Origin of the sequence: Pedobacter sp. UC225_65, from assembly GCF_042698365.1 — a bacterium.
GTDB lineage: Bacteria > Bacteroidota > Bacteroidia > Sphingobacteriales > Sphingobacteriaceae > Pedobacter.
In genome coordinates, this window is record NZ_CP170550.1 from 998,267 (window position 1) to 1,021,127 (window position 22,861).

Annotated in this window: 20 protein-coding genes and 2 pseudogenes; 10 read left to right on the top strand and 12 right to left on the bottom strand. The window is 38.9% G+C overall.

Features of this window, described 5'->3' with window-relative positions; genetic code table 11:
• Nucleotides 1-7: 7 nt before the first annotated feature.
• From ACFJIZ_RS05185 to ACFJIZ_RS05195, 3 genes are read right to left on the bottom strand one after another with little or no spacing between them, the layout of a single operon-like run.
• A complete protein-coding gene (locus ACFJIZ_RS05185; RefSeq protein WP_379091294.1) occupies nucleotides 8-1,042 on the bottom strand; it encodes a N(4)-(beta-N-acetylglucosaminyl)-L-asparaginase in 1,035 nt (344 codons plus the stop codon).
• Between the two features lie 31 nt (nucleotides 1,043-1,073).
• The gene (locus tag ACFJIZ_RS05190; protein WP_379091296.1) at nucleotides 1,074-1,877 is read right to left on the bottom strand and encodes a nitrilase family protein; all 804 of its coding nucleotides are present in this window, start codon (nucleotides 1,875-1,877) and stop codon (nucleotides 1,074-1,076) included.
• 28 nt (nucleotides 1,878-1,905) lie between these two features.
• Nucleotides 1,906-3,051 (bottom strand): methionine aminotransferase, encoded by a 1,146-nt coding sequence (locus ACFJIZ_RS05195; RefSeq protein WP_379091298.1) that lies wholly within the window; start codon nucleotides 3,049-3,051, stop codon nucleotides 1,906-1,908.
• Between the two features lie 50 nt (nucleotides 3,052-3,101).
• Between ACFJIZ_RS05195 and ACFJIZ_RS05200 the strand changes: the two genes are divergently transcribed.
• Nucleotides 3,102-3,401, top strand: coding sequence for a hypothetical protein (locus ACFJIZ_RS05200; RefSeq protein WP_379091300.1), 300 nt, complete (start codon nucleotides 3,102-3,104; stop codon nucleotides 3,399-3,401).
• A 160-nt stretch (nucleotides 3,402-3,561) separates the two neighbouring features.
• Here the strand turns inward: ACFJIZ_RS05200 and ACFJIZ_RS05205 are convergent, their stop codons facing one another.
• Entirely contained in the window at nucleotides 3,562-4,239 is a 678-nt protein-coding gene (locus tag ACFJIZ_RS05205; RefSeq protein WP_379091302.1) for a Bcr/CflA family efflux MFS transporter, read from the bottom strand.
• On the opposite strand from ACFJIZ_RS05205, the gene ACFJIZ_RS05210 reads away from it, so the two are divergent.
• From ACFJIZ_RS05210 to ACFJIZ_RS05240, 7 genes and pseudogenes are all read left to right on the top strand, one after another.
• Nucleotides 4,238-4,393: a hypothetical protein gene (locus tag ACFJIZ_RS05210; RefSeq protein ID WP_379091304.1), complete on the top strand. Its 156-nt coding sequence runs from the start codon at nucleotides 4,238-4,240 to the stop codon at nucleotides 4,391-4,393. The two genes, ACFJIZ_RS05205 and ACFJIZ_RS05210, sit on opposite strands and share 2 nt — an antisense overlap.
• Before the next feature lie 231 nt (nucleotides 4,394-4,624).
• A pseudogene (locus ACFJIZ_RS05215) lies at nucleotides 4,625-5,224 on the top strand (queuosine precursor transporter).
• 55 nt (nucleotides 5,225-5,279) lie between these two features.
• Nucleotides 5,280-5,570, top strand: a complete 291-nt coding sequence (locus ACFJIZ_RS05220) for an MmcQ/YjbR family DNA-binding protein (RefSeq protein ID WP_379091306.1) — start codon at nucleotides 5,280-5,282, stop codon at nucleotides 5,568-5,570.
• 306 nt (nucleotides 5,571-5,876) lie between these two features.
• Complete coding sequence (locus ACFJIZ_RS05225; protein WP_379091308.1) at nucleotides 5,877-6,182, top strand: RNA recognition motif domain-containing protein; 306 nt, start codon at nucleotides 5,877-5,879, stop codon at nucleotides 6,180-6,182.
• Between the two features lie 230 nt (nucleotides 6,183-6,412).
• Nucleotides 6,413-6,859, top strand: a complete 447-nt coding sequence (locus ACFJIZ_RS05230) for a sterol desaturase family protein (RefSeq protein ID WP_379091310.1) — start codon at nucleotides 6,413-6,415, stop codon at nucleotides 6,857-6,859.
• Nucleotides 6,859-7,647 (top strand): sterol desaturase family protein, encoded by a 789-nt coding sequence (locus ACFJIZ_RS05235; protein WP_379091312.1) that lies wholly within the window; start codon nucleotides 6,859-6,861, stop codon nucleotides 7,645-7,647. Before ACFJIZ_RS05230 ends, ACFJIZ_RS05235 begins: the two co-directional genes overlap by 1 nt.
• Nucleotides 7,622-8,251 carry a lysoplasmalogenase gene (locus ACFJIZ_RS05240; RefSeq protein ID WP_379091314.1) on the top strand — a complete coding sequence of 210 codons (630 nt, stop codon included), beginning with the start codon at nucleotides 7,622-7,624 and terminating at the stop codon, nucleotides 8,249-8,251. Before ACFJIZ_RS05235 ends, ACFJIZ_RS05240 begins: the two co-directional genes overlap by 26 nt.
• Before the next feature lie 93 nt (nucleotides 8,252-8,344).
• Here ACFJIZ_RS05240 and ACFJIZ_RS05245 read toward each other — a convergent pair whose 3' ends face one another.
• From ACFJIZ_RS05245 to topA, 8 genes are all read right to left on the bottom strand, one after another.
• The gene (locus ACFJIZ_RS05245) at nucleotides 8,345-9,301 is read right to left on the bottom strand and encodes a hypothetical protein (protein ID WP_379091316.1); all 957 of its coding nucleotides are present in this window, start codon (nucleotides 9,299-9,301) and stop codon (nucleotides 8,345-8,347) included.
• Nucleotides 9,238-9,690, bottom strand: a complete 453-nt coding sequence (locus ACFJIZ_RS05250; RefSeq protein WP_379091318.1) for a hypothetical protein — start codon at nucleotides 9,688-9,690, stop codon at nucleotides 9,238-9,240. The genes ACFJIZ_RS05245 and ACFJIZ_RS05250 overlap by 64 nt, the downstream gene beginning before the upstream one ends.
• A complete protein-coding gene (locus ACFJIZ_RS05255) occupies nucleotides 9,668-10,735 on the bottom strand; it encodes a transglycosylase domain-containing protein (protein ID WP_379091320.1) in 1,068 nt (355 codons plus the stop codon). Before ACFJIZ_RS05255 ends, ACFJIZ_RS05250 begins: the two co-directional genes overlap by 23 nt.
• A gap of 484 nt (nucleotides 10,736-11,219) precedes the next feature.
• Nucleotides 11,220-16,802, bottom strand: coding sequence for an alpha-2-macroglobulin (locus ACFJIZ_RS05260; protein WP_379091322.1), 5,583 nt, complete (start codon nucleotides 16,800-16,802; stop codon nucleotides 11,220-11,222).
• A 302-nt stretch (nucleotides 16,803-17,104) separates the two neighbouring features.
• Entirely contained in the window at nucleotides 17,105-17,461 is a 357-nt protein-coding gene (locus ACFJIZ_RS05265; protein WP_379091324.1) for a S41 family peptidase, read from the bottom strand.
• A gap of 10 nt (nucleotides 17,462-17,471) precedes the next feature.
• On the bottom strand, nucleotides 17,472-18,086 hold the full coding sequence (locus ACFJIZ_RS05270; RefSeq protein WP_379091326.1) for a S41 family peptidase: 615 nt from the start codon (nucleotides 18,084-18,086) through the stop codon (nucleotides 17,472-17,474).
• Between the two features lie 47 nt (nucleotides 18,087-18,133).
• Nucleotides 18,134-18,538, bottom strand: coding sequence for a hypothetical protein (locus tag ACFJIZ_RS05275; RefSeq protein ID WP_379091328.1), 405 nt, complete (start codon nucleotides 18,536-18,538; stop codon nucleotides 18,134-18,136).
• Between the two features lie 71 nt (nucleotides 18,539-18,609).
• On the bottom strand, nucleotides 18,610-21,159 hold the full coding sequence (topA, locus tag ACFJIZ_RS05280; protein ID WP_379091330.1) for a type I DNA topoisomerase: 2,550 nt from the start codon (nucleotides 21,157-21,159) through the stop codon (nucleotides 18,610-18,612).
• Between the two features lie 250 nt (nucleotides 21,160-21,409).
• On the opposite strand from topA, the gene ACFJIZ_RS05285 reads away from it, so the two are divergent.
• On the top strand, nucleotides 21,410-21,919 hold the full coding sequence (locus ACFJIZ_RS05285; RefSeq protein ID WP_379091332.1) for a glutathione peroxidase: 510 nt from the start codon (nucleotides 21,410-21,412) through the stop codon (nucleotides 21,917-21,919).
• Nucleotides 21,920-22,061: 142 nt separating this feature from the next.
• Nucleotides 22,062-22,831: pseudogene (locus tag ACFJIZ_RS05290) on the top strand (zinc-dependent peptidase).
• Nucleotides 22,832-22,861 lie beyond the last annotated feature (30 nt).

Below are 22,861 nucleotides of genomic sequence, written 5' to 3' on the forward strand. Positions count from 1 at the left end.
AGGTAAGTTAATAGTAACTCTTTCCTTTGATTACCAGGTCTTGTTTTTGACTATCGCAAACGGCGTAGGTAAAACCTTGCTGAATGGCATAAGCACCATATTCGCCTTTTTTATTCATGGCCAAAAAGCCTACTTGTATATTTTTGGCCGTTTCTGGTTTCTTTTTGATGATGCGCATGACGGCTTCTTTACAAGCATCTTCTGGTGAGTATCCTTGACGCATCAATTCTACCACCAAGAAAGAACCTACATTTCTTACCACTTCTTCTCCAACACCAGTTGATGTAGCTCCACCAATTTCGTTGTCGATGTATAAACCTGCACCGATAATTGGACTATCTCCAATTCGACCATGTAGTTTATAGGCCATTCCGCTAGTGGTACAGGCACCAGAAAGGTTTCCTTTGGCATCCATGGCAATCATTCCGATGGTATCGTGGTTGTATTTGTTTCCTGGAAGCTTATTTGGAGCAGCTTTATCGTACAGCTTGTTCTCTATGTTCATAACAGGTTGGTACTTGGCTTCCTTTAGCCATTGTTTCCAAGCCTTTTCGCTTGCAGGCGTAAGTAGGTTTTCTTTCTTAAAACCTTGTTCTAAGGCAAATTGTAAAGCTCCATCTCCAGCTAGCATCACATGAGGTGTTTTTTCCATCACCTTCCGTGCTACAGAAATTGGATGTATAATGTGCTCCAATGCCAATACTGCGCCACAATTGCCCAATTCGTCCATGATACAGGCATCTAAGGTTACCTTACCATCGCGATCTGGTAAACCACCATAACCTACAGATTGATTAGATTCATCCGCTTCTGGTACCCAAACACCTTGTTCAACTGCATCTAAAGCTTTACCATTTGCATTTAGTACTTTCCATGCAGCCGCATTGGCAGCTACACCAAAATCCCAGGTAGAAATAACGATTGGCTTGTTTACTGCTTTACCATTTGATGAGGGAATTGCAGCAGCCATGCTTTTTTGGTCAATAGCCAATAATGCTGTTGATAGGGCAGTGGCTTTTATAAATTTTCTTCTGTTGAACATTGGTTGATTTTGACAGGTTTAAGGTTTGTTTTTAGGTTAAAGAAAAATCGTCGGCATCTTTTAAAAATGGAAATTGCCTTCTGGTCTTCTCTAAATCGGTATAGTTGATGCTGAAAGTATACAGGTCTTCATCCTCTGGTTTGTAATAGATGGTATTGCCATGGGGATCAATGCACATAGAATGACCGCTGTGGTATACTTGGTTTCCATCGTGGCCAACACGGTTAACGGCAATTACGTAACTCTGGTTTTCTATGGCCCTTGCGTGGATCAAGGTTCGCCAATGCGAAGAGCGCTTATCGGGCCAACTGGCCACCAATAATAAAATGTCGTATTCGGCATTTTTGTTGCGCAACCAAACCGGAAAACGGAGGTCGTAACATACGGCAAGCCTGATCTTCCATCCTTTTAGTTCTACGATCAAAGATTTTTGACCAGCAGTAAAGTTTTTATCCTCATCGCCCATGCCAAATAGATGATGTTTGTCGTAATATTGATAGGTACCATCAGGTAACATCCAGATGATCCGATTGTAGTAATTTCCATTTTCTTTGATGATCAGACTTCCTGTAACAACACAATCGTAGTTTGATGCTGTTTTTCGGAGCCACTGCATGGTTTTGCCATCCATTTCTTCCGAAAGTTCTTCGGCCTTCATCGTAAAACCTGTATTGAACATTTCTGGCAATACGATGAGGTCTGTTTTTTCTCGAACACCACCTGATAACCTCAAACTGATATTTTGTAGGTTTTTATCAATGTTCTCCCAAAATAGGTAAGCCTGAAAGACCGTTACCTTGAGATTTTGGATGTTCAAATATTGTGGACTTTCCATTTTTTTATAATTTTTTTAGGGATGAAAATTATATTTTTAATAGTCTTTCAACGGCTTTTTCTAATGTTTCTTTTTCTTTTGCAAAGCAAAATCTTAATATTTTATCAGTGTTGTTCTTGGTATAAAATGCTGAAACGGGTATGCTTGCCACACCATATTCAGTAACTAATCTTTTGGCCATGTCCTTGTCTTTTTCATCGCTGATGGCCTCGTAGTTTACGCATTGAAAATAAGAACCTTTACAAGGTAATAATTTAAATTTAGTCTGACTTAAAAGAGCGCGAAACAAATCTCTTTTTTCCTGAAAAAATACGGCAATATCTTCGTATACACTTTCGCTTTTGAGGTAGTTTGCAATCCCTACTTGCATAGGCGTATTTACACTAAATACATTAAACTGGTGTACTTTTCTAAATTCATTCATCAGTTTAACAGGAGCAAGGCAATAACCTAATTTCCAGCCGGTAGTATGAAGCAATTTTCCAAAAGAAGCAACAATGAAACTTCGTTCCTGCAATTCGGGATAGATGGCTACACTTTCATGTTTTTCTCCATCAAAGATAATGTGCTCATATACCTCATCGCTAAGGATCAGTACATCTGTGTTTTTGGTCAATTTGATCAAGGCATCAATGTCGCTTTTTGTTAAAATGCTACCCGTAGGGTTTTGTGGACTGTTTAAGATGATCATCCTGGTATTGGCCGTGAAAAGCTTCTTTACCATTTCCCAATCAATGGCATAATCTGGGCCATGTAGTTCGAAAGGTTTCACTAATCCACCCAATAGTTTAACCGTTGGCGAATAACAATCGTAAGCAGGCTCAAAGATGATCACTTCATCCCCGGGATTAATGATGGCAGATAGTGCTGTAAATATGGCCTGTGTACCACCTGCAGTAATCGTGACTTCAGTTTCAGGATTATAATTGGCACCATAAAGCCTATTGGTTTTTTCTGCCACCAGTTCTCTCAAAATAGGTAGACCGGCCATTGGTGCATATTGATTATGCCCATCTTTCATGGCATCGGCCACATATTTAATCAATTTCGGATTGGCAGCGTAATCTGGGAAACCTTGCGAAAGGTTGATCGCCTGATGTTCTTGGGCTAGTTTGGACATTACCGTAAATATGTTCGTGCTTACGGTTGGAAGTTTAGAGTTTATAAGTATCATGCAATACGAAAATAGCAATAATCTTATAAATACTGCTAATTCTGAGAGAAATGACACATTACTGCACTGTATTTGGTGCTATTTTGATCCGTTTTCTTCCAATAAGGAGACAGCTCAAGGCAATGATTGCAGCCATTGTCATTACCGCCGGCATTGGCCAAACTACATCAGCAGCAAACAAACTGATCACTGCAGATGCCAACGCACCTAGACCCATTTGTAAGGCGCCCATTAAAGCAGATGCACTCCCAGCGTTTTTTGTAAATGGTGCCAAGGATAAAGCAGATGCATTTGGATTGATGAAACCTAGGCATGCTAAGAACAATGCAATGAAAGTAATGGTGGTATAAAGATTTAACCAATTGTTAAGGGCAACAAACAGAAATAAAATACTGAATACACATTGCGCGATCAAAGCCCAGAAAACAATACTCTTACTGCTAAACCACCTGAGGATAAAACTATTGACCTGACTAAAACCGATAAAGAAAACCGATAATAAGGCAAAGATCAGCCGTAGCCTGTTTCACTTACTTTATAGATATCCATAAAAACAATAGGCGATGAAGATACATAGGCAAACAATCCACTAAATGTGATGGCGCTTACCAAGGCGTAGGTATAAAAACCAGGTTCTTTTAAAACGGTTAAAAAATTAGTTAAGATCGGTTTGGGTTTTAAGGAATAGGAAGGGTCTGGTTTGTAGCTTTCGGGTAACCACCAGATACTTGCCAACAACATCAAAAATGCCATCAAACCTAAAAACACAAATACAGATTGCCAACCTAGGGCTGCGATCAGGTAGCCACCAGCAGTTGGGGCCAACATTGGCGAAACCGCAATCACCAACATCAAAGAGGCAAATACCTTTGGACTTTCTTTAACGGTAAATAAATCTCTGACCATGGCAACAGCAGCCACTGCAGCGGCACAACAGCCAATCGCCTGTACAAACCTGATCACAATCAATTGGTCAATGTTGGTGACAAAAAGACAACTTAATGAGGAGAGGATAAAAAGAGTCAAGCCAAAATAGAGCGGCTTTTTCCTTCCAAATTTATCGAGCAAAGGTCCATATAAGAGCTGGCCAGTAGATATACCAATAAAGAAGGTAGAAAGCGACAACGATACACTTGAAACATCGGTATCTAGGTCCTTGGCAATGGCCTTAAAGCCTGGTAGATACATGTCGATAGAAAAAGGTGCTAATGCTGCTAAAGAACCTAAGAGTAAAGATCAAAAAAGAACGCTTTGGATTTTGCCATTGATGGGATTTTTAAAGAGCGACAAAGATGAGGATTCGGAAATTCTTTGGCGTCTCCGCTTTGTAAAAATAGAATGATAATTCCTCATTAGGAGTGTCAGAATTTCGTTTCTACTAAAATAATTGTATTTTAGCTATATGACTTTTAAAACCAAAGAAAGCCGATTGCTCCTGGTTCTAGGCGCTTTTTTTGTGGCCAATGCCATATTATCAGAATTTATTGGAGTAAAGATTTTTTCGGTAGAAGGAACGCTGGGAATTAAAAAGTTCGACATCAATCTGTTTGGCGTTCCTAATCTTTCGTTTAACATGTCGGCTGGGGTTTTAACCTGGCCCATCATCTTCATCATGACCGATATCATCAACGAATATTTTGGTGTAAAACAGGTTCGTTTCTTGTCTATTTTAACTTGTATTTTGATTGGTTTTGCCTTTGTTGTGGTAGGCTTAGCGATGAAGCTGCAACCTTCTGATTTTTGGTTGACCCAAAATGTGGATGGACAGCAGATCAATATGGTGGTAGCCTTCGATGCTATTTTTGGGCAGGGCATGTGAATCATTGTAGGCTCAATCACTGCTTTTTTGATTGGACAGATGGTTGATGTGCTCATCTTTCACCGCATTAAAAAATTTACCGGAGAGCGGGCCTTATGGTTAAGGGCAACGGGTTCAACTGTTGTTTCGCAGTTGATAGATAGTTTTGTGGTGATCTTCATCGCCTTTTATCTTAATCCCAATTACCATTGGAGTTGGCAGATGGTTGCCGCCATAGGTTTGGTTGGCTATACCTATAAATTTATCATCGCTATTGCCATGACACCTATTCTGTATCTGGTACATGGAATTATAGATGGCTATTTAGGAAAAGATCTAGCACATCGGATGATCAAAATGGCAGGAAGGGGATAAGAATGCAGGATAAAACGATATTGGCCTTGACATTTGTCCGTAGGTTGTTTTATCATTGCCAGGTGTAACAGAGCAGTTGTGTTTTGAAACACCCGCATTTTATGTCAATAAACATATCTTTGCCCGTTTAAAGGAAGATGAGGAAAATCTTGTAATCCATACTTTAGCAAGAGAACAATGGATGTTCAAAGATTCACAGACCTTCTTTATCACCGACCATTACCTTAATTACAAGTATATGTTGGTCAATTTAGACCGTGTTGAACCAAATGACCTAAAAGAACTCCTCATTACCGCTTGGAAAAATAGGGCGCCTAAAAAGTACTTGAAAGAATTTCTTGATTAAGAAAATACTGATGTTCAACAATTTCTGTTAAGTGGACATAAATTAATTTTTATTTAACACAAAAACAGCTTTTGGTGCGTTATATTTATGTGAAAAGTTGCTGATGCATTAAAGTTGATGTGCTTTTTACAGGTTTATCAATTTCTTAAAAGAATTGTAGAAGTTAAATCGGTGGATAGCAAAACAATAACTTAAAATTATTTTAGGAATAATATTGAAAAACAATAACTTATAATTAGATAACTGACATTCAGATAGCAAAATACCCATTATTTTTTGTATCTTTGTGCAAATTTTTAAACATTAATGAAGATATTTATTACAGGCCTTCCTTTAGAAGTAGGGGAAGATGAATTAACAGCCGTATTTGGTGATTTCGGTCAAGTAAAATCACTTAGGATTATTAAAGATCGTGAAACTAACCAAAGCCGTGGTTTTGGTTTTGTAGAGATGCCTAATGATGAGGAAGCTAAAGAAGCTATCAAAAGAATGAACGGTGGAGACTACAACGGTAACAGAATTAAAGTTGCCGAGGCTCAAGAGAAACCAAACACAGGCGGTAATGCAGGTGGTGGTTTTAAACGTAACAACAGCAGAGAGCGTAGTTACTAGTTACAAATCCTATTGGCATTTTAAAGTCTAGCATAGGCTAAAGGATTTTTACGGATTAATATTTCTTACCTACAAGACTTATACTTAGGTGTCAAGCTGATAAAGTATTGCGGATTTTATAGTCCGCAATTTTTTTGCCCAAAATTTTCGATTGATTTTTTGTACATCTGCCATTTATATGGCATTTTATTGTTATAATAGTATCAGCTTAATCAAACCAAATATTATAGATGAAAGTTGATTATATCGCTTTGTCGGTTCCTGTGTTTTTTATACTGATTGCCATAGAGTTGGCCTATACTTTTTATAAGAAGCTGGGTTATTATCGATTGAATGATTCTATTGCCAATTTAAGTCAGGGCATAGGGCAGCAGGTAACAGGTCTGTTTATGAAAACGGCTTTGTTTTTTGGATACAAATATATCTTTGAGCATTGGCGCCTGTTCGACCTACCCAATACCATTTGGATCTGGATTATCCTTTTTATCGGTGTTGATTTCTTCTATTACTGGTTTCATAGGATGAGCCATCAGGTAAATGCTTTGTGGGCAGCTCATATTGTACACCATCAATCTGAAGAATATAACCTAACCGTAGCCCTACGCCAATCGTGGTTCCAGAGTTGGTTTTCGTGGATCTTTTATCTTCCATTGGCTTGGATTGGTTTTGATCCTTGATGTTCCTTACCTTAAGTGCCTTTAATACCTTATATCAGTTCTGGATACATACCCGCACCATTAAAAATATGGGCTTTTTAGAATATATCATCAATACACCATCCCATCATCGGGTGCACCATGGTTCTAATCCAAAATATATCGATAAAAACCATGCAGGTTCCCTGATCATCTGGGATAAGATGTTTGGTACATTCCAGAAAGAAGAAGAAGAAGTGTATTACGGAATTACTACGCCCTTGGCCAGCTGGAACCCAGTTTGGGCAAATGTGCATTATTGGGCAGAACTTTGGGGTACGGCCAAAAAATCGGATACCATAGCAGATAAGATAAATGTGTTCATCAAACCTCCAGGATGGTTTCCTGCAAAACTTGGCGGCTTTAAACCAGCTCCAGAAATTGATGCCGTCAACTATAAAAAGTTTGATGCTAGTTATAGCAAAAACCTTATTTTGTATGTTCTGGTACAGTTTACCATTGCCTTGGCAAGTGGTTCGGCCTTGTTGTTCCTCTATCCTAAAATGGAAATCATAACGGTTTTACCAACGGCTTTTTTTACCATTTTTACCTTGTTGAGCTGTGGAGCACTTTTAGAGCGAAAGAATTGGTTAAAATATTTTGAGTTTGCTAGACTAATATTTAGTTTATTTGCATTATACCTATTTAAAGACCTGCTTATTTTTAATACACTAGCTTTAACAGTCTTAATTATCCAATTAGGGTCGTTGGTCTGGTTTTATTATTTACAAAATACCGAATTCCATGTTCAAGAAAAATCTCCAGTTTAGTTTTGCGTTCGCATTCATTTTCATTATCCAACTTTTAGCTGAAACAGATCAAGGTACTGCAAAATTAGTATTGGCCGATTTCCACCATATCATTAAGCCTTCCATCACCATATCGTTAATGGCCTATGTAGCTTATAAGACCCAATTAAAGGGTAGGTTTGCCAAAAGGATTTTTGCAGGGCTGGTATTTGGGCTATTTGGTGATATTTTTTTAATGTATGATTATGTAGACCCTTATTTTTTTATGTTTGGTCTTACTTCTTTTTTAATTGGCCACTTGTTGTATATCAGTGCTTTTTACTTGGATTATAAGTGGGCGCCATCTATAGAAAAAAAGTATACCAGAATAGCAATTGGAGTTTTTGGGGTGTTTTGTGTAGCTTTTTATCTGTTCTTAAGACCATATCTTGGAGATATGAAAATCCCAGTATTGATCTACGCCTTTGTGATTTCGTTAATGGCCATTATGGCTACAAACAGAAAGGGCAGGGTAAATACCATTAGTTTTAACCTGATCTTTTATGGTGCTATCCTCTTCTTGGTTTCTGATTCTGTTTTGGCCTACAACAAATTTGTATCGCCGGTTAGATTTGCAGGTGTATGATCATGGCTACTTATATGATTGCCCAATATTGCATTACAATGGGCGCTATTGAACGTAAACTTAAAAAACACACGGTAATTGATAGTGACAAAGCTAGTGCATAGCTTTGTTCTTTTCTTTATCCAATATCGTAAATATTTGCACTAAACGGTTTCCATCTTCATCAACCAAGGTTAAGGTATGTTTACCTGGCGTTGGACTTATGGCGAGTTGATGAAAAGATTGTGTGCTTCCAACAAACTCTTGGTCAATATGCCAATAGATTTGAGCTTCTGGATTTCTGTGTGCCGCATTTAAGATTACTTTTCCTCGTTGGCCATCTAACTCTACAGGGATGTAAACCACAGCATTATTTTTGGGATAGATCATTTCCATCACCACATTTCCGGTTAGGTCATTACAACCTGGTTTAAATGGAGGAAGCATTTTGTAATCGCTATTTTTGATCTTATAATAGTATTCCATCGCAGGTGGCAGGATAAACCAGTTTTGGTGTTGCATCTGTGCAATACTTTCGCATTGGTCGGTTACCCGAAATGTTCCTGCGGCGTTCAGATGGATCAGTTTATGGTAGGGGCAAACACCAGTTTTATCACCAGCAAAAGGAACGAGTTCCGTAATTTTATCTGTACAGTATTCACCAGCCTTAAATCCACTTTGTTTACAGACCAACATCTTCTTGAGTTTGGTTTTAGGTGCCTCAAACCATTTAGAAGGAGGCAACTGTTTAAAGATATCGAACAATACGGGGGCAGCAACCTCAATGCCCATTAAACCGGGCCTACCTTCGCCATCGGCATTACCTACCCATACACAAACCACATAGTCTGGTGTTAAGCCAATTGCCCAGGCATCCCTAAAGCCAAAACTGGTACCTGTTTTCCAAGCTACACGTTGCGAGGAGGAGAACTGTTCCCACAATCCTTCTTCACCAGGTCGCATCACTTCTTCCATGGCATTAAAGGTGGCCCAGATAGAACCATGGTCTAAAACAGAATTGAGTTCCCTTTCTTCACTGCGAATTGGCTGTCGAGCCCCTTTAGCATACATTGGAGATCGTAGTCATGTGGATTGTATTTACCTTGATAATCATTGAAATGATTTAACGTACGGGCCATGCCTAAATAGCTTTTGGCCAAGTCCCATAGTGTAACTTCGCTTCCCCCAAGAATTAAAGATAGGCCGTAATGGTCGGCGGGTTGGTTTAAGGTAGTGAAATTTAATTTTTTAAGCTTGTCGTAAAAACGTTCGTATTTGTATTGTTGGAGCATTTTTACTGCAGGGATATTTAACGATCTGCTCAACGCCTTATCGGCGGCAATGGCACCATCGTAACCAAGATCGTAGTTTTGAGGGTTGTATCCTCCAATCTGCGTGGGTACATCAGGTACCAAAGTATGGGGCAACAATAGGCCATCACTCAGCATGCTCGCATACAATAAGGGTTTTAAGGTACTTCCTGGGCTGCGTGGGGCTTTGATCGATGTCTACATGACTTTCTAAACTGGCATTTTCTGGCTGATAATTGTTGCCGATGTAACTGAGTACCGTACCTTTTTTCACGTCGAGGACCAAGGCTGCGATGTTGTTGATGTCATTTGCCCTATATCGATTGTTGTAACGTTTAAGTAGGTCGTTGAGCTTCAATTGCAGGTCGTAATCCAAGGTTGTTGTTAAACTGGTCGAATGAATGTCCAATCGCTTTCTTTCCTCTTTGAAGCGATTGAGCAGGTGTGGGGCATTTTGTGGCAAGGGTAATGGTTTTCCTGGAATGGGCTCTGTTTTGGCCAAGCTAGCAGTGGCTAAATCAATTACTTTCAGCTTCACTAGTTTGTCCAACAAATCGTTGCGTTTTTTGATCAAACGACCTGAATTTTTACCTGGATGAACAAGTGATGGACTATTGGGCAATACGGCTAAAGTAGCCATCTCGCCCCAAGAGAGGTTTTCCGCCTTTCGGCCAAAATAACGCCAGCTTGCCGCATCTAAACCCACTACATTACTGCCAAATGGAGCATTGGAAGCATATAGCCCCATGATCTCTTGTTTGGAGTGCGTAAACTCTAAACGGGTAGCCAGCCATACTTCAGTAAGTTTTTGCCAAATGCTTCTATGCTGCCTTCGCGATAGCCGAATAACCTGCATACTTAGGGTGCTGCCACCACTTACTATGCCTTTAGCTTTTAAATTCTGCTTCATGGCTCTGCTGATGGCCAAAGGGTCTACACCGAAGTGTTTAAAAAAGCGTTGGTCTTCAAAAGCAGTGATACATTTTACAAATTTCTCTGGAACAGTATCTATGGTAGGAAATCTCCATTGTCCATCGCTGGCAATGGCAGCACTTAACAATTCTCCATTACTGGCCTCAATTACATAAGAGGTTGGAGATTTGAAAAGCTGTTTAGGCAAGGAAAACATAAAAAACAAAAACAACGATAGGCAGATCCCATCAGCAATTAGTAATGCTTTTTGTTGTTTGGTCATTATTGTAATTTATAGAGGTAACATTTTTCCACTTTAGTTGATTTGGTAATAAATACGCTGTTATGGAAAAATTGATTATTTATGTAAGATTGTGTTTAGGTTTTATCCGTTTTTTAATGTTTAACATTTGGCCAAGGTTATAGTGAACATTCGTCATTGTGAGGACAGTATAACAAAGAAGCTATCTTTGCCGCAGAAAATCTCTTATTCATTTAAAATTAATTTGAAAATGAAAGTCAGTCTTCCATTGCTTCTTCAGTCCTGCGATTCGTTTCAACAATGAAAAATTGTTTATACTGCTATCAGGTTTATAGAACCTAAAACGGTATTTCAAATCTTCTCTTCTCAATTCGTGATTGTGAGGTTCTGTTTTTCACAGACCAAAGCAATCTCTTAATTATATATTTAAGAGATTGCTTTGTCTTTCTCGCAATGATGATATGTTTTTATCCTTGCTCTTTGTTCTTTTATCTTTATTCCATATTTATTTCACTACCTGTACCCATTTTCCTGCCTGTGTAGCACTGATGTTGTTGTTGTACATGGCTTCACATTGTACAGCAGATAAATAGTATTTACCAATATACGATGCATTTAAAAGCACTTTATAAGTTAAGGTCTCGTTTTCTCGGATGTTAAAATAAGTGAATACCCGATCATCCCTCACATCACGGTAGGTGAAAGGTGAAGAAGCCAACATACTTTCATTGTCATTTAGCCTGGTGTTGATGATCTCCCAACCAGAAGGGAAAATCTGTGTAAGTGCCATTTGTTCGTAATAACCCATCTTGCCAGGGTTTTTAACGGTAACCTCTGCATAAAAATCTGTACCCTGTTTTAAAATAGTTGGATCTAAGACCTGACCTTTTAAAGTTTTATAGGCAATATCCATTTGTAATACATCAGGCTTGTTGGGCAAGAAATTATTCTGACCGGCAACAGGTTGTCCTTGCAATACCAAACGCACAAACAATACATTATTGCCAGTATTGGTTACACTCACATTGTTGTTTTTGAAAGTCAGTGCTGTACTGTTCAGGTATTGCTCGCTGTTTACATTACCTTTTGCTCCATCCACAACATAACTATACTGCAATTTATTCGCACTGCTGTTCTGTCCACAGAATTTAGCGATGGCCAATAAACTATAGGCTGTTGTTTGTGTACTGTACCAGGTATTCTGTCCTAAGCGTGCTGCAACAGTCTGTAACAATTGGGCCGCTTTTGCTTTTTGGCCCATCAAGGTCAACGTTTCCATGATCATGGCCTCATCCCTAAGATCAGAGCCGTAAGTTCCTCCCAATTGGTTATAAGACTCAACCGTTTGTGCCAAGCCTTTGATCAAAGCACTGGCAGCTTGTGCCTGACCAGCCAATTGATAAGCAGCGGCTAAACGCCATTTGGCGCCAACAGATAAGTACTCAAATGCCCTTAATCTGTTCATTGCTGCCATTTCTGGTTTTTTGGCCAATGCCAATACATATAAACGATAGGCTTGGCTTAAATCGCCACCATAAAAATTATTGCTGTTAGGCACCCAATTATTGGCTTTGTTTTTTTGATAGCGCAACAATTCGTCCATCATACCCACAGGTAAGGTATAACCTGCATTTTGGGCTTCTATCAAGAAATGCCCTGCATAATTTGTTCCCCATTCATCGGCATTGCCCTGTCCAGGCCAATAACTTAGGCCTCCATCGGTAGTTTGGAAACCTTTTAATCTATTGATTCCAGATTTGATATTTCTTTCTACTTCGGTCTTTTTCTGGGTACTCAATGGTGTTAATTTGTCTAACAGCAATTGAGGGAAAACACCAGAGGTGGTTTGCTCTACACAGCCATGTGGATATTGGATCAGGTAACTTAAACGCTTATTCAAATCGATAGGAGGGATTGACGAAACTTCTACCGTACCTGAATTGGTTCCTTGCATCCCAATAGGTGCATAACTCGTTCTCCAAGTTTGTTTAGGTTGGATGGTAGCCGCAATCACATTGGTTACATAAGGATTTGGATTACGGACATCCAATTCTACATCGTATATCGTTTTCTCCGCACCACTTTGTGCAATGATCTTCACTTTTGCAATGCCCACCATGTTCGGTGCCACCACTTGGAAATAGGTCATCTGTTCGCCAGCTTGTTTAAAGCTCAGTTGTTGTGTTGTTGCACCTACCACACTTAAGTTCGAACTCTGTACTTGCACATTTACACTTTTAAGGTTGTTGTTTGTAGCAAAGATGTTTACAGGTAAGGTAAAGCTTTCGCCTGGGCCGATCACTCTAGGCAAAGTAGCCAACACCATTAAAGGTTTTTTAACCTCAACTGCTTTTTCTGCATAGCCATAGGCACCGTCTTGTCCGGCAATGACCATTGCCCTAACCGAACCGATGTATTGTGGAAGTGTAAATTTGTGGGTTTTGCTTTCACCTTTGTTGAGATAGAAAGGCCCCATAAACTTAACTACTGGTTTAAAACGGTTGGCTTTGGCCGGATTCAGGTTTTTGTTGATGCTGCCGTCACCACCAATGCTCAATATGCGTTCTAGATTTCCACCCCAAGCCCCAAGTACTTGATCAAATAAATCCCATGTTTTTACACCTAATCCTTCTCTGGCATAGAAAATACTGTGTGGATCTGGAGTTTTGAAACGGGTAAGGTCCAGAAGTCCCTCATCAACCAAAGCAATGGTATAGGTCATGGCTTTACCTTTGGCCTCGGCAACCGTAATACTGCTTTCTACTTCCGGTTTAAGCGTATTGGCCATTTTAATCGTTGGTTTTAAAATGGTTTCTGGGTCTTCGATGCTCAGCGGGATTACACCGTACATCCTGATCGGTAAGTCGTTTAAGGTTTGGGCATGGGGCTGTAATAACGTAATGTTTGCAAATACGTTTGGCGCCATGTTCTTTTCTGCTTTGAACTTAAATTGGGTCTGGCCTTTTTGGGTATCAATCCAATAGGTTTTTAAAACACGACTACCATTTTCGATAGCGATCAAAGCTCTTCCATTTTCCCCGGTTGGAATGGTTAAGGTAACTTCTTCACCTACATTAAATTTCTCTTTGTTTGCTGTAAACGATAACATTGAAGCTTCGGTAGGATTGTTCCCTTGCTCGCGTTGTGCCCAGCCTGGCCAATCGACATAAACCGATTTTCCTGTGGTATGTCCGCCATTTTCATCGCGAATCAAGATCAGGTAACGTCCCCATTCTGGTTCATTGATACGGAAACTCCAAGCACCTTTACCATTGGTTAAGGATACACTTTCCTTTCTGATGAGCTTATTGTACTCATTTTGTGTAAAGTTGGCATAACTTTCTTGATTGTCTTGTTCCCACCACCAACGCCATTGTACTTTGTAAAGTTCTACCTGCACTGTTTTTGAGCCTGCCAACAAACGTCCATCTCTATTCACATTCACAATATCGATTTTGTGGTCTTGTCCAGTTAACAACATGCCACTTAAACGATCACCTTTTGGCGTTTTAATTCCCAGATAGCTATTGTAAACATGGTAAGGGATACTAAAATTGTCAATACTGAAGTTACCTCCTGGTTCAAATACCTTGGTGGTAAAATTGGCCCTCAATATACCTGGAGCAATATTGCTTTCGCTGAGGTTGGTATTGACAACGGCAGTCCCAGCGTTGTTTAAGGTACCTTCGAATATGGTTTTGATCTGCGATACAAACTTAACGGTAGGGTTGTCAAATGTATAGTCGTCAAATCCTTTAAACTTGGTATCTGTTGTATTCAAGTTTACATCAACCTTGGCTTTTAGGTTCTGTGCTGGTGTACCAAACAGCCATTTGGCCGAAAGCGTAGTGGCCGATGAAGCGCCATTGCCCAGGTAAGTTTTGCCACCCAGATCAAAGTTGATCCTTAAGCGGTTGGGCATGATTGTTTCTATTTTAATGGTTTTAGAAAACGATGCACCACCAACTTTGACCTTTGCCAACCAGTTACCTGTTGGTGCTGTACTTTCGGTAGCTGTTTTAAAGCTATAAAATCCATTTAGGGCCTGTGCACTTACCGTTCTTTTGGCCAATTGACCTTTCGGATTGTAGAACTCGAAGGTAACAGGGTAATTTTCTGGTAGTTTTTTAAGCCTGTCTTCTAAGATGAAGGATAGGTAAACACTATCTCCAGGTCTCCAAACACCTCTTTCTCCATAAATAAATCCTTTGATTCCATCTTGCACCACATCACCACCTACATCAAAGCGACTTAATGGTAAGGAGTTTCCATCATCTAGTTTTAGATAGCCTCGTTCACTTCCATTTTTGGCAATCAACAAGAAAGGTTTTTTCTTCAGGTCAAAGGTGGCAAAACCATCTCCATCGGTTTTTACAGTAGTCAGCAATTGGCGCTGGTAGTCCAATAGTTCTATGCTTACCCCACTTAAAGGTTTAGCGGTTAATAGATCTGTGGCCACCACCAACATGCTATTGTCATTGCCTCTTTTGGCAACCAAGCCAATGTTCGAGGCCAATAGGTTACGACTTGCCCAACGCTCGTTGGTATAATAAGAGGAGGTACATGGGTTTTCACGATCGTCCCATCTGTAATGGTTCGGATAATAGCTATCATACCTTTCCCAAAATGCATCATCTTCGTCTATTTTTTGCCCATAGCTATTGTATTCTTCATTATCCTCTTCATCATCGGTACTTTCTGCATTTGATTTGCATTCGTATACATTATAGGCTTGTCTAAAACCAATTGTTACCCTGTACATTGCCCCTGGTTCAGTCCTGATCAATTTATCTAAGTCTAAAGTGAAACGGGTCTTTTTATGGAGATTTACCCCTTTGTCTTCATCCAGACGGATTGTTTTTTGGACTACAGGTTTGGCCACTCTTCTCAATTCATTGCCTTCTTTGTAATTGTTGACCTGAAAAAATTGTGGGATATTGTTCTCGTAAGTCTTGATGATCGTTACATCTACCGCTTTGAGGTTAACGGCCTCGAAAGGTAAAACCAGTTTGCCGGAGTTTGGTAAAATGGTTCCTGTACCTGCAATGGTTACTGCAGGTAGTTTGTTTTCAAAAATGATATTAGCAGTTTTGGCACTTTGTAAGGTTTTTCCTTCAATATTGGCAATAGTAGCGTTAACATTTACTGCGTAATTGCCTTCTAATGCATCCGGTGCATAAACCTTGATCTGGCTGGCATCTATGGTAAAACGAAGGTCTTGTAAATTTCCTAAGCTGATCAAACCGTTTAGGTCTTGGGCCACATTGATAGGGTCTGAACATTGGATTAATGCATAATCTTCTACTCCTTGGATGGCTTTGATATCCAACACCTTAAAAACCCCTTTGGCCGGTACGGCAATCTTTTCTTCTCCTTTATTTGCACTGGCATCAATGGCGTCGCCGTTCCATTTGATCAAGAGGTTGGTTTCTTTGTTGGGCCTTTTAATACTATCGATCAAAAAGGTAGAACGATGTTGATCGGGTTCGTGCTGCCATTTGATCTTTAATTTTTGATCAAAATCTACCTGTATTGCCTTTTCTATTTTGGCCTGTTCTTCTACATCGGCAGTATTGATTTCGCCACTTAATTTCATGTAGGTTAAAGAGGTATTGTTTTGGGCTACTAAGCCATTTTGAGTTAAGTTCAAACCTGGTTTGATTACTTTAAAATCAAAGTCGAACTCTTCCAATCCCTTTTCTGTAGTTGTAATGGCCGCTAAATTTAAGGTAGCCTCGTAAACCTGGTCTGGTTTTAATGGCTCATCCGGTCTAAATTCTAAGGTCTGGGCATCTATCCAATAGGTTTTGCCCTTAATGTTTGGCGAAAAATCCAATAGCGCTCTTTCATCTGGTTTACCAATGTCATTTAAACTTTTTACCGCACTTGCTAAATGTACCCTGATGTAACTCTTTTTAGAGATGGTACCCGAGGTATATGATTCTACATATTTGGCATAGGCCTGATTATCTTGTCGTTTTTTCTTGTTGAAAAAAAGAAGATACAATGCCACGATAGAAATACCTGCGATGGCAATAAAAATTGCTTTCTTAAAGGTTGAGGATGCGTATTTAGCTTTGTTTTCCATTAGATGATGTTTTGTAAGGGTTATACGAAAATTAGCGAAAAATGATCAAGACAAAGAAATTATTTATCAACGAATTAATTAGGCTACATTTAATACAACATTTACCCCATTTAGTTTTAAAACAATTATAATTTGATGCCATTAACGAATTGAACAATAGCAATATCCTCTAACTATGAGAAAGATAAATGTTTTATCTCAAGAATAACATTCATTAAAAGACAAGGTATACAGATAGCTTGATAAATAGTAGGAAAGACCTAAGTACTAAGTTGGGGTTGATAAAGAAAGGTTAAAATTATCTACTGACGGCTATCGATAATTTCCTTGGCTTTTTTGATGATGGCTTCATTGTCCTTTACCTTTTCGAACAGGATATTTGGTGTAACACCTTTTCCAACCACATCAAATGCTTTTCCTTTATAGTCGATAGTACTGCCTTCTGTCAGTACCAGAAAGGCGCTGTCTGCCAATTTATGTTCTTGATTGGCGGAGGTGAGGCCAGTGGTATTTACACCTAAAAGGGTAGCGTTTTTTAATCCAGAAAGTGCAATGGTTACAAACTCTCCAGAACTACCGGTTTTTTTATTCATTAATACAATGATGGGCTTGTTGACATTCTTTAATTTTGATGTTTTGATATCAAAACGATGCGCCACCTTAGGCCCTTCATATACAATTCCTTTTTTTAGATTGAAATAGGTGTCCTTTAGAATCAGAGTTGCGTGAACCTATTAGCTTTTTATTTTCAACAAAGGGAGCGATTGCGGCATACATGGGTACAAACATACCACCTTCATTGTCTCTTAGGTCGATGATCCAACCTTTTAAGGGCTGTTGGTCTAGTTTTTTGATTTCAGTTAAAGCAGTAGTTACATATTCCTGCCAATCGGTAAAATTGTAACAGCCAATTGCCGGGATTGTAAAATAACCATAACTCTTGTCAATAAGTTTAGCTTCAGTTACAGGTAGTTTCTGACCGTTTTCACTATAGCGTTTCAATATAAAGCTGATCAATTCTGGTTTGTAGAAATTAGAATGTTCATTCCCCAATTGTTTGATTACAGCTTCTATGGTAGGATAGGTTTCCCTGATTGTTTTCGCTTTGGCTATCGCTTGGTAAGAAGAAGCATAAACTTCTGGCCAATTGATCTTGTTTTTGTTGACCGATCTGGTCTTCATCAAGTCTAAGGCTACGGTTACATAATTTTTTATAGAATCAGTTTGTGCCTGAACGGTGCAGGTGGCAAAACATAAAAAGACAGCTAGAACAGAGATTTTCATAAAGATAGGATGGAGATGATTTAAATAAGCAGGGTACGATTAAGGTATTATTTAATCATTACCCCTGGTTTGTTTAGTAAAGGTATACGGATAATGTTGCTATCTACAATGCTCTCTGGTAAAAAGATAAATTTCTTGTCGAAAATCTCTCTGCCAATGTAATAGCTCATCCAATATTCGTTGGTCAGTCCAAAAACTGCAGGATCGATCGCTTCAACGCCAGCATAAGAATTTGCGGCCAGGTCACCAATAAAATGTCTTAACAACGAAGTCTTAACCTGTTTGCCATCTTTCTCTCCATAACCTTTAGAAGTGATCATCACATTGGTAATGGGCTCATTCTTAAAATTGACCACATATACCGTCCAGTTTTTAACCTCAGGTGTTTCGCTCATCAATACAACGGCAATGGCTACATCTTCAACTATATTTTCTGGCAGGTCTGCTTTCAATGTTGTAAGGTTTTAAAGTTGGAAATTCAGCATTTAGCACTGCAAAATCCAACCGTTTACTGTCAACTGGGTTATTTCTTTTTCGCTACCGCTTTCTTTTTGGCTGGTGCTTTTTTCTTTTTAGGTTCAAAAGCGTCAGGAACTTGGGCCACGATCAGTTTTTTCACTTCATCTAAAGAAATGGCCGCCAATTCTTCTGCAGTATATTTTTGTTTACTGGCAGGATTATTTCCAAGCTTTAACATTTCTTTACCAAAACGGATAAAAGGTCCCCAACGTCCATTTTCAATTGCAATCTTTTCTTCATTCCATTGTTGGATAAAACGATTGTTTTCCTTTTCTATTTTCTTGGTGATCAGTTCTACAATATCTTTTTGAGAAAGCTGCTCAAAATTATAGGCCTTTGGTACGTTGATGAACAAGCCATTCCATTTGATAAATGGTCCGAAACGACCTGTTCCTTTTGTTACCGGTAGGTTTTCATATTCTGCAACGGGCGCATCGGCAGAAATTTTTTCGCCAATGATCTCTATAGCCCTGTCAATATCTACTGTTAATGGATCTTCGTTTTTAGGGATGGAAATAAAGGCATCGCCCCATTTTACGTAAGGCCCAAAACGGCCAACACCAACAGAAACTTCTTTGCCTTGATAATCTTCCAATTGAAAAGGCAGCTTAAATTGGTCTAAGGCTTCTGCCAAAGTAACGGTACCAACAGATTGCGATTTACCCAAACTGGCATAACGCGGTTTGTCGTTCTCATCGTCGGTTAATTCGCCAATTTGAACCAAAGGTCCGTAACGACCAACTTTTGCATATACATTTTTACCTGTTGAAGGATCGATACCTAATAAACGTTCTCCATTGGCACGATCTGCATTCTCCAAAGTGTCTTCAACTTCACTGTGGAAAGGCGTATAAAAGGAGTGGAGCATCTTGGTCCACTCTTGTAGTCCTTGCGCAATCTCGTCAAACTGTTTTTCTACCTTGGCCGTAAAGTTAAAATCTACAATTCCTTTAAAATGTTCAACCAAGAAATCATTCACTACTTCACCGATATCGGTTGGGAAGAGTTTAGATTTTTCTGCCCCAGTAATCTCCGATTTGGTGAGTTTATTGATGGTTCCATTTGTTAAAACCATACTCATAAAATCACGTTTACGGCCTTCTCTATCTTCTTTTACCACATAACCACGATTTTGCACTGTAGAAATGGTAGGCGCGTAGGTTGAAGGTCGACCAATGCCCAGCTCTTCTAATTTCTTTACCAAGCTGGCCTCTGTATATCTTGCTGGCGGACGAGAAAATCTTTCTGTCGCCGATAAGTCTTTTAATAACAAAGATTGACCTTTTACCAATGGTGGAAGCAGGTTATTGTCTTCATTTTCATCTTCCTCTTCATCTGTCGATTCAAGGTAGACCTTTAAAAAGCCATCAAATTTCAATACTTCACCTTCGGCCAATAGTTCTTCTTTTCTGGTACTGATGCCAATATTTGCAGTTGTTTTCTCGAATAAAGCTTCACTCATCTGAGAAGCGATTGCACGTTTCCAGATCAGGTCATACAAACGTTTCTCCGAATTATCCCCATCAACGGCATGTTGGTTGAAATAAGTAGGACGGATGGCCTCGTGTGCTTCTTGTGCACCTGCAGATTTGGTTTTATATACCCTTGGTTGATGATATTTATCGCCCCAGGCCGATTTGATTTCTGCAGCAGCAGCAGCAATGGCGGTTTCGGATAGATTCACAGAATCTGTCCTCATGTAAGTGATTTTTCCACTTTCGTACAATCTTTGGGCTATCTGCATGGTTCTTGCAACAGAAAAACCCAATTTACGCGAAGCCTCTTGTTGTAATGTTGAAGTGGTAAAAGGTGCAGCTGGATTTCTTTTGGCAGGTTTAACCTCTAGGTTACTTACCGAGAAATTGGCGCCGATACAGTCTTTTAAAAACTGTTCGGCATCTGCTGCTTTTTCAAAACGTTGTGGCAATTCTGCTTTTACGATCTCTTTGCCTTTTCCGGTATTGAATTGTGCAGTGATCTTAAAGGCAGCGCTTGCATTAAATTTATTGACTTCACGTTCTCTATCTACGATCAAACGTACGGCAACAGATTGTACACGACCTGCAGATAGGGAAGGTTTTACTTTTTTCCATAATACAGGAGAAAGTTCAAAACCTACCAATCGGTCTAACACACGGCGGGCCTGTTGGGCATACACCAAATTATAATCAATGGTACGTGGTGTTTCTATTGCTTTTAAGATGGCTGGTTTGGTAATTTCATGAAAAACAATACGTTTGGTATTGCTTTCTTTTAAACCTAAGGTTTCGTATAAATGCCAGGAAATCGCTTCTCCCTCACGGTCCTCATCGGATGCTAACCAGACCATTTCGGCTTCCTTGGCTAGTTTTTTTAATTCGGCAACTACTTGTTTTTTGTCGGCAGGAACTTCATAAGTTTGGGAAAAATTATTTTCGGTATCTATTCCCATATCTCCTTTTACCAAATCGCGGATATGACCATAACTAGACTTAACCAAAAAATCTTTTCCTAAATAACCCTCTATGGTTTTAGCTTTTGCAGGTGACTCGACTATCAGTAAATTTTTTGCCATTCAGAACGTTTTTCTGCAAATAAAACTATAAATTAGTCTAAAATCAAAATTGGTACACTAATTATTTTTAAAAAAATATTCTAATTAAGCATTTAAGTAGCTCTTTTACATTGCTTAACCGTATTCAAATCGGCTTTTACTATTTTTTAAAATAATAATTTCTTGACGTTTTAATTATTACTTGACGTTTTAATTATTATAGGCATCCAATTTGTAACTATATTCGTATATACATTTAAAAACAAACAACATGATTAATACTTTATTGATACTTTTTAGCTTATTGGTTAACCCAACACCTCCCAAATCTGTTTACGATTTTACAATCAAGACTATTGATGGTCAAACAGTTAAATTGTCGAAATTTAAGGGCAAGAAGATTTTAATAGTGAATACGGCTTCTAAATGTGGCTATACCCCACAATATGAGGACTTGGAAAAATTGCACAAACAATACGGTAAAGAAATCGTATTGATTGGTTTCCCGGCAGGTAACTTTGGCGGTCAGGAATTGGCAACTAACACCGAAATTCAGGATTTCTGCAAAAAGAACTTTGGAGTAACGTTTTTATTGAGCGAAAAGGTAAGTGTAAAAGGTGCTGATATCAATCCACTGTTCAGTTATTTAACCACTGAAGAAAACCCTGATTTTACTGGCGACATTAAATGGAACTTCGAAAAATTTCTGATCAATGAAAAAGGAGAATTGGTACACCGTTACCGTTCTGCAGTAAAACCATTAGTAGTCTGCCATCGTTAAAAATTTATAATATTTTCTTTAGAGTTTTATCCATCCCAAGGCATTTTGCTTTGGGATTTTTTTATTTTATATCTTTAGCATACTTTTAAATCTACCTCACTTGAATCTATCTCCATACCTTATACTAGGCCTCATATTATTAGTGGCTCTCTATTTTATCTTTCGGAAAAAGAAAGTTGCCATACAATTGTTAAGCAGTACGGATAAAGCGCTTTTAAACAATAACGTTGATTATTACAGCCACTTGGATCAAACCAAAAAACTTTTATTTGAGCAAAAGCTGATGTCGTTTCTGGCTGCAGTTAAGATAGAAGGAGTGGGTTTGGAAATCATGCCTTTAGATAGGTTGTTGGTGGCCTCAAGTGCAGTGATCCAATTTTTGGTTTTAAAGATTGGAAATATAAAAACCTGACCAATGTGGTATTGTACCCTGATACCTTTAATAAGGATTTCCAATTTGAAGGAGGTGAACGCAACATCATGGGTATGGTGGGTACAGGTTATATGAATGGTCAGATGATTTTATCCCAGTCTGCCCTGCGCCATGGTTTTTCTAAAAGTGCTGGAAAGGAAAATACAGGTATCCACGAATTTGTACACCTGTTGGATAAATCTGATGGTGCTACCGATGGGGTTCCAGAAAATCTGATCGGACATGCATATGTAGTACCTTGGTTAAAAATGATTCATCAGGAAATGGAAAGGATAGAGGACAACAAATCCGATATCAATCCTTATGCAATTACAAATGAAGCTGAGTTTTTTGCAGTGGTATCGGAATACTTTTTCGAGAAACCAGAACTGCTGAAAGAAAAACATCCAGGGTTATACGAACAGTTGAGTAGAATGTTTGCACAAGATACCTGTCTAGTATTGTTTTATTATTCTGAAGATAGTGAAGCATCTTCTTGAGTTTATCTAATGAGATGCTTCGTTACACTC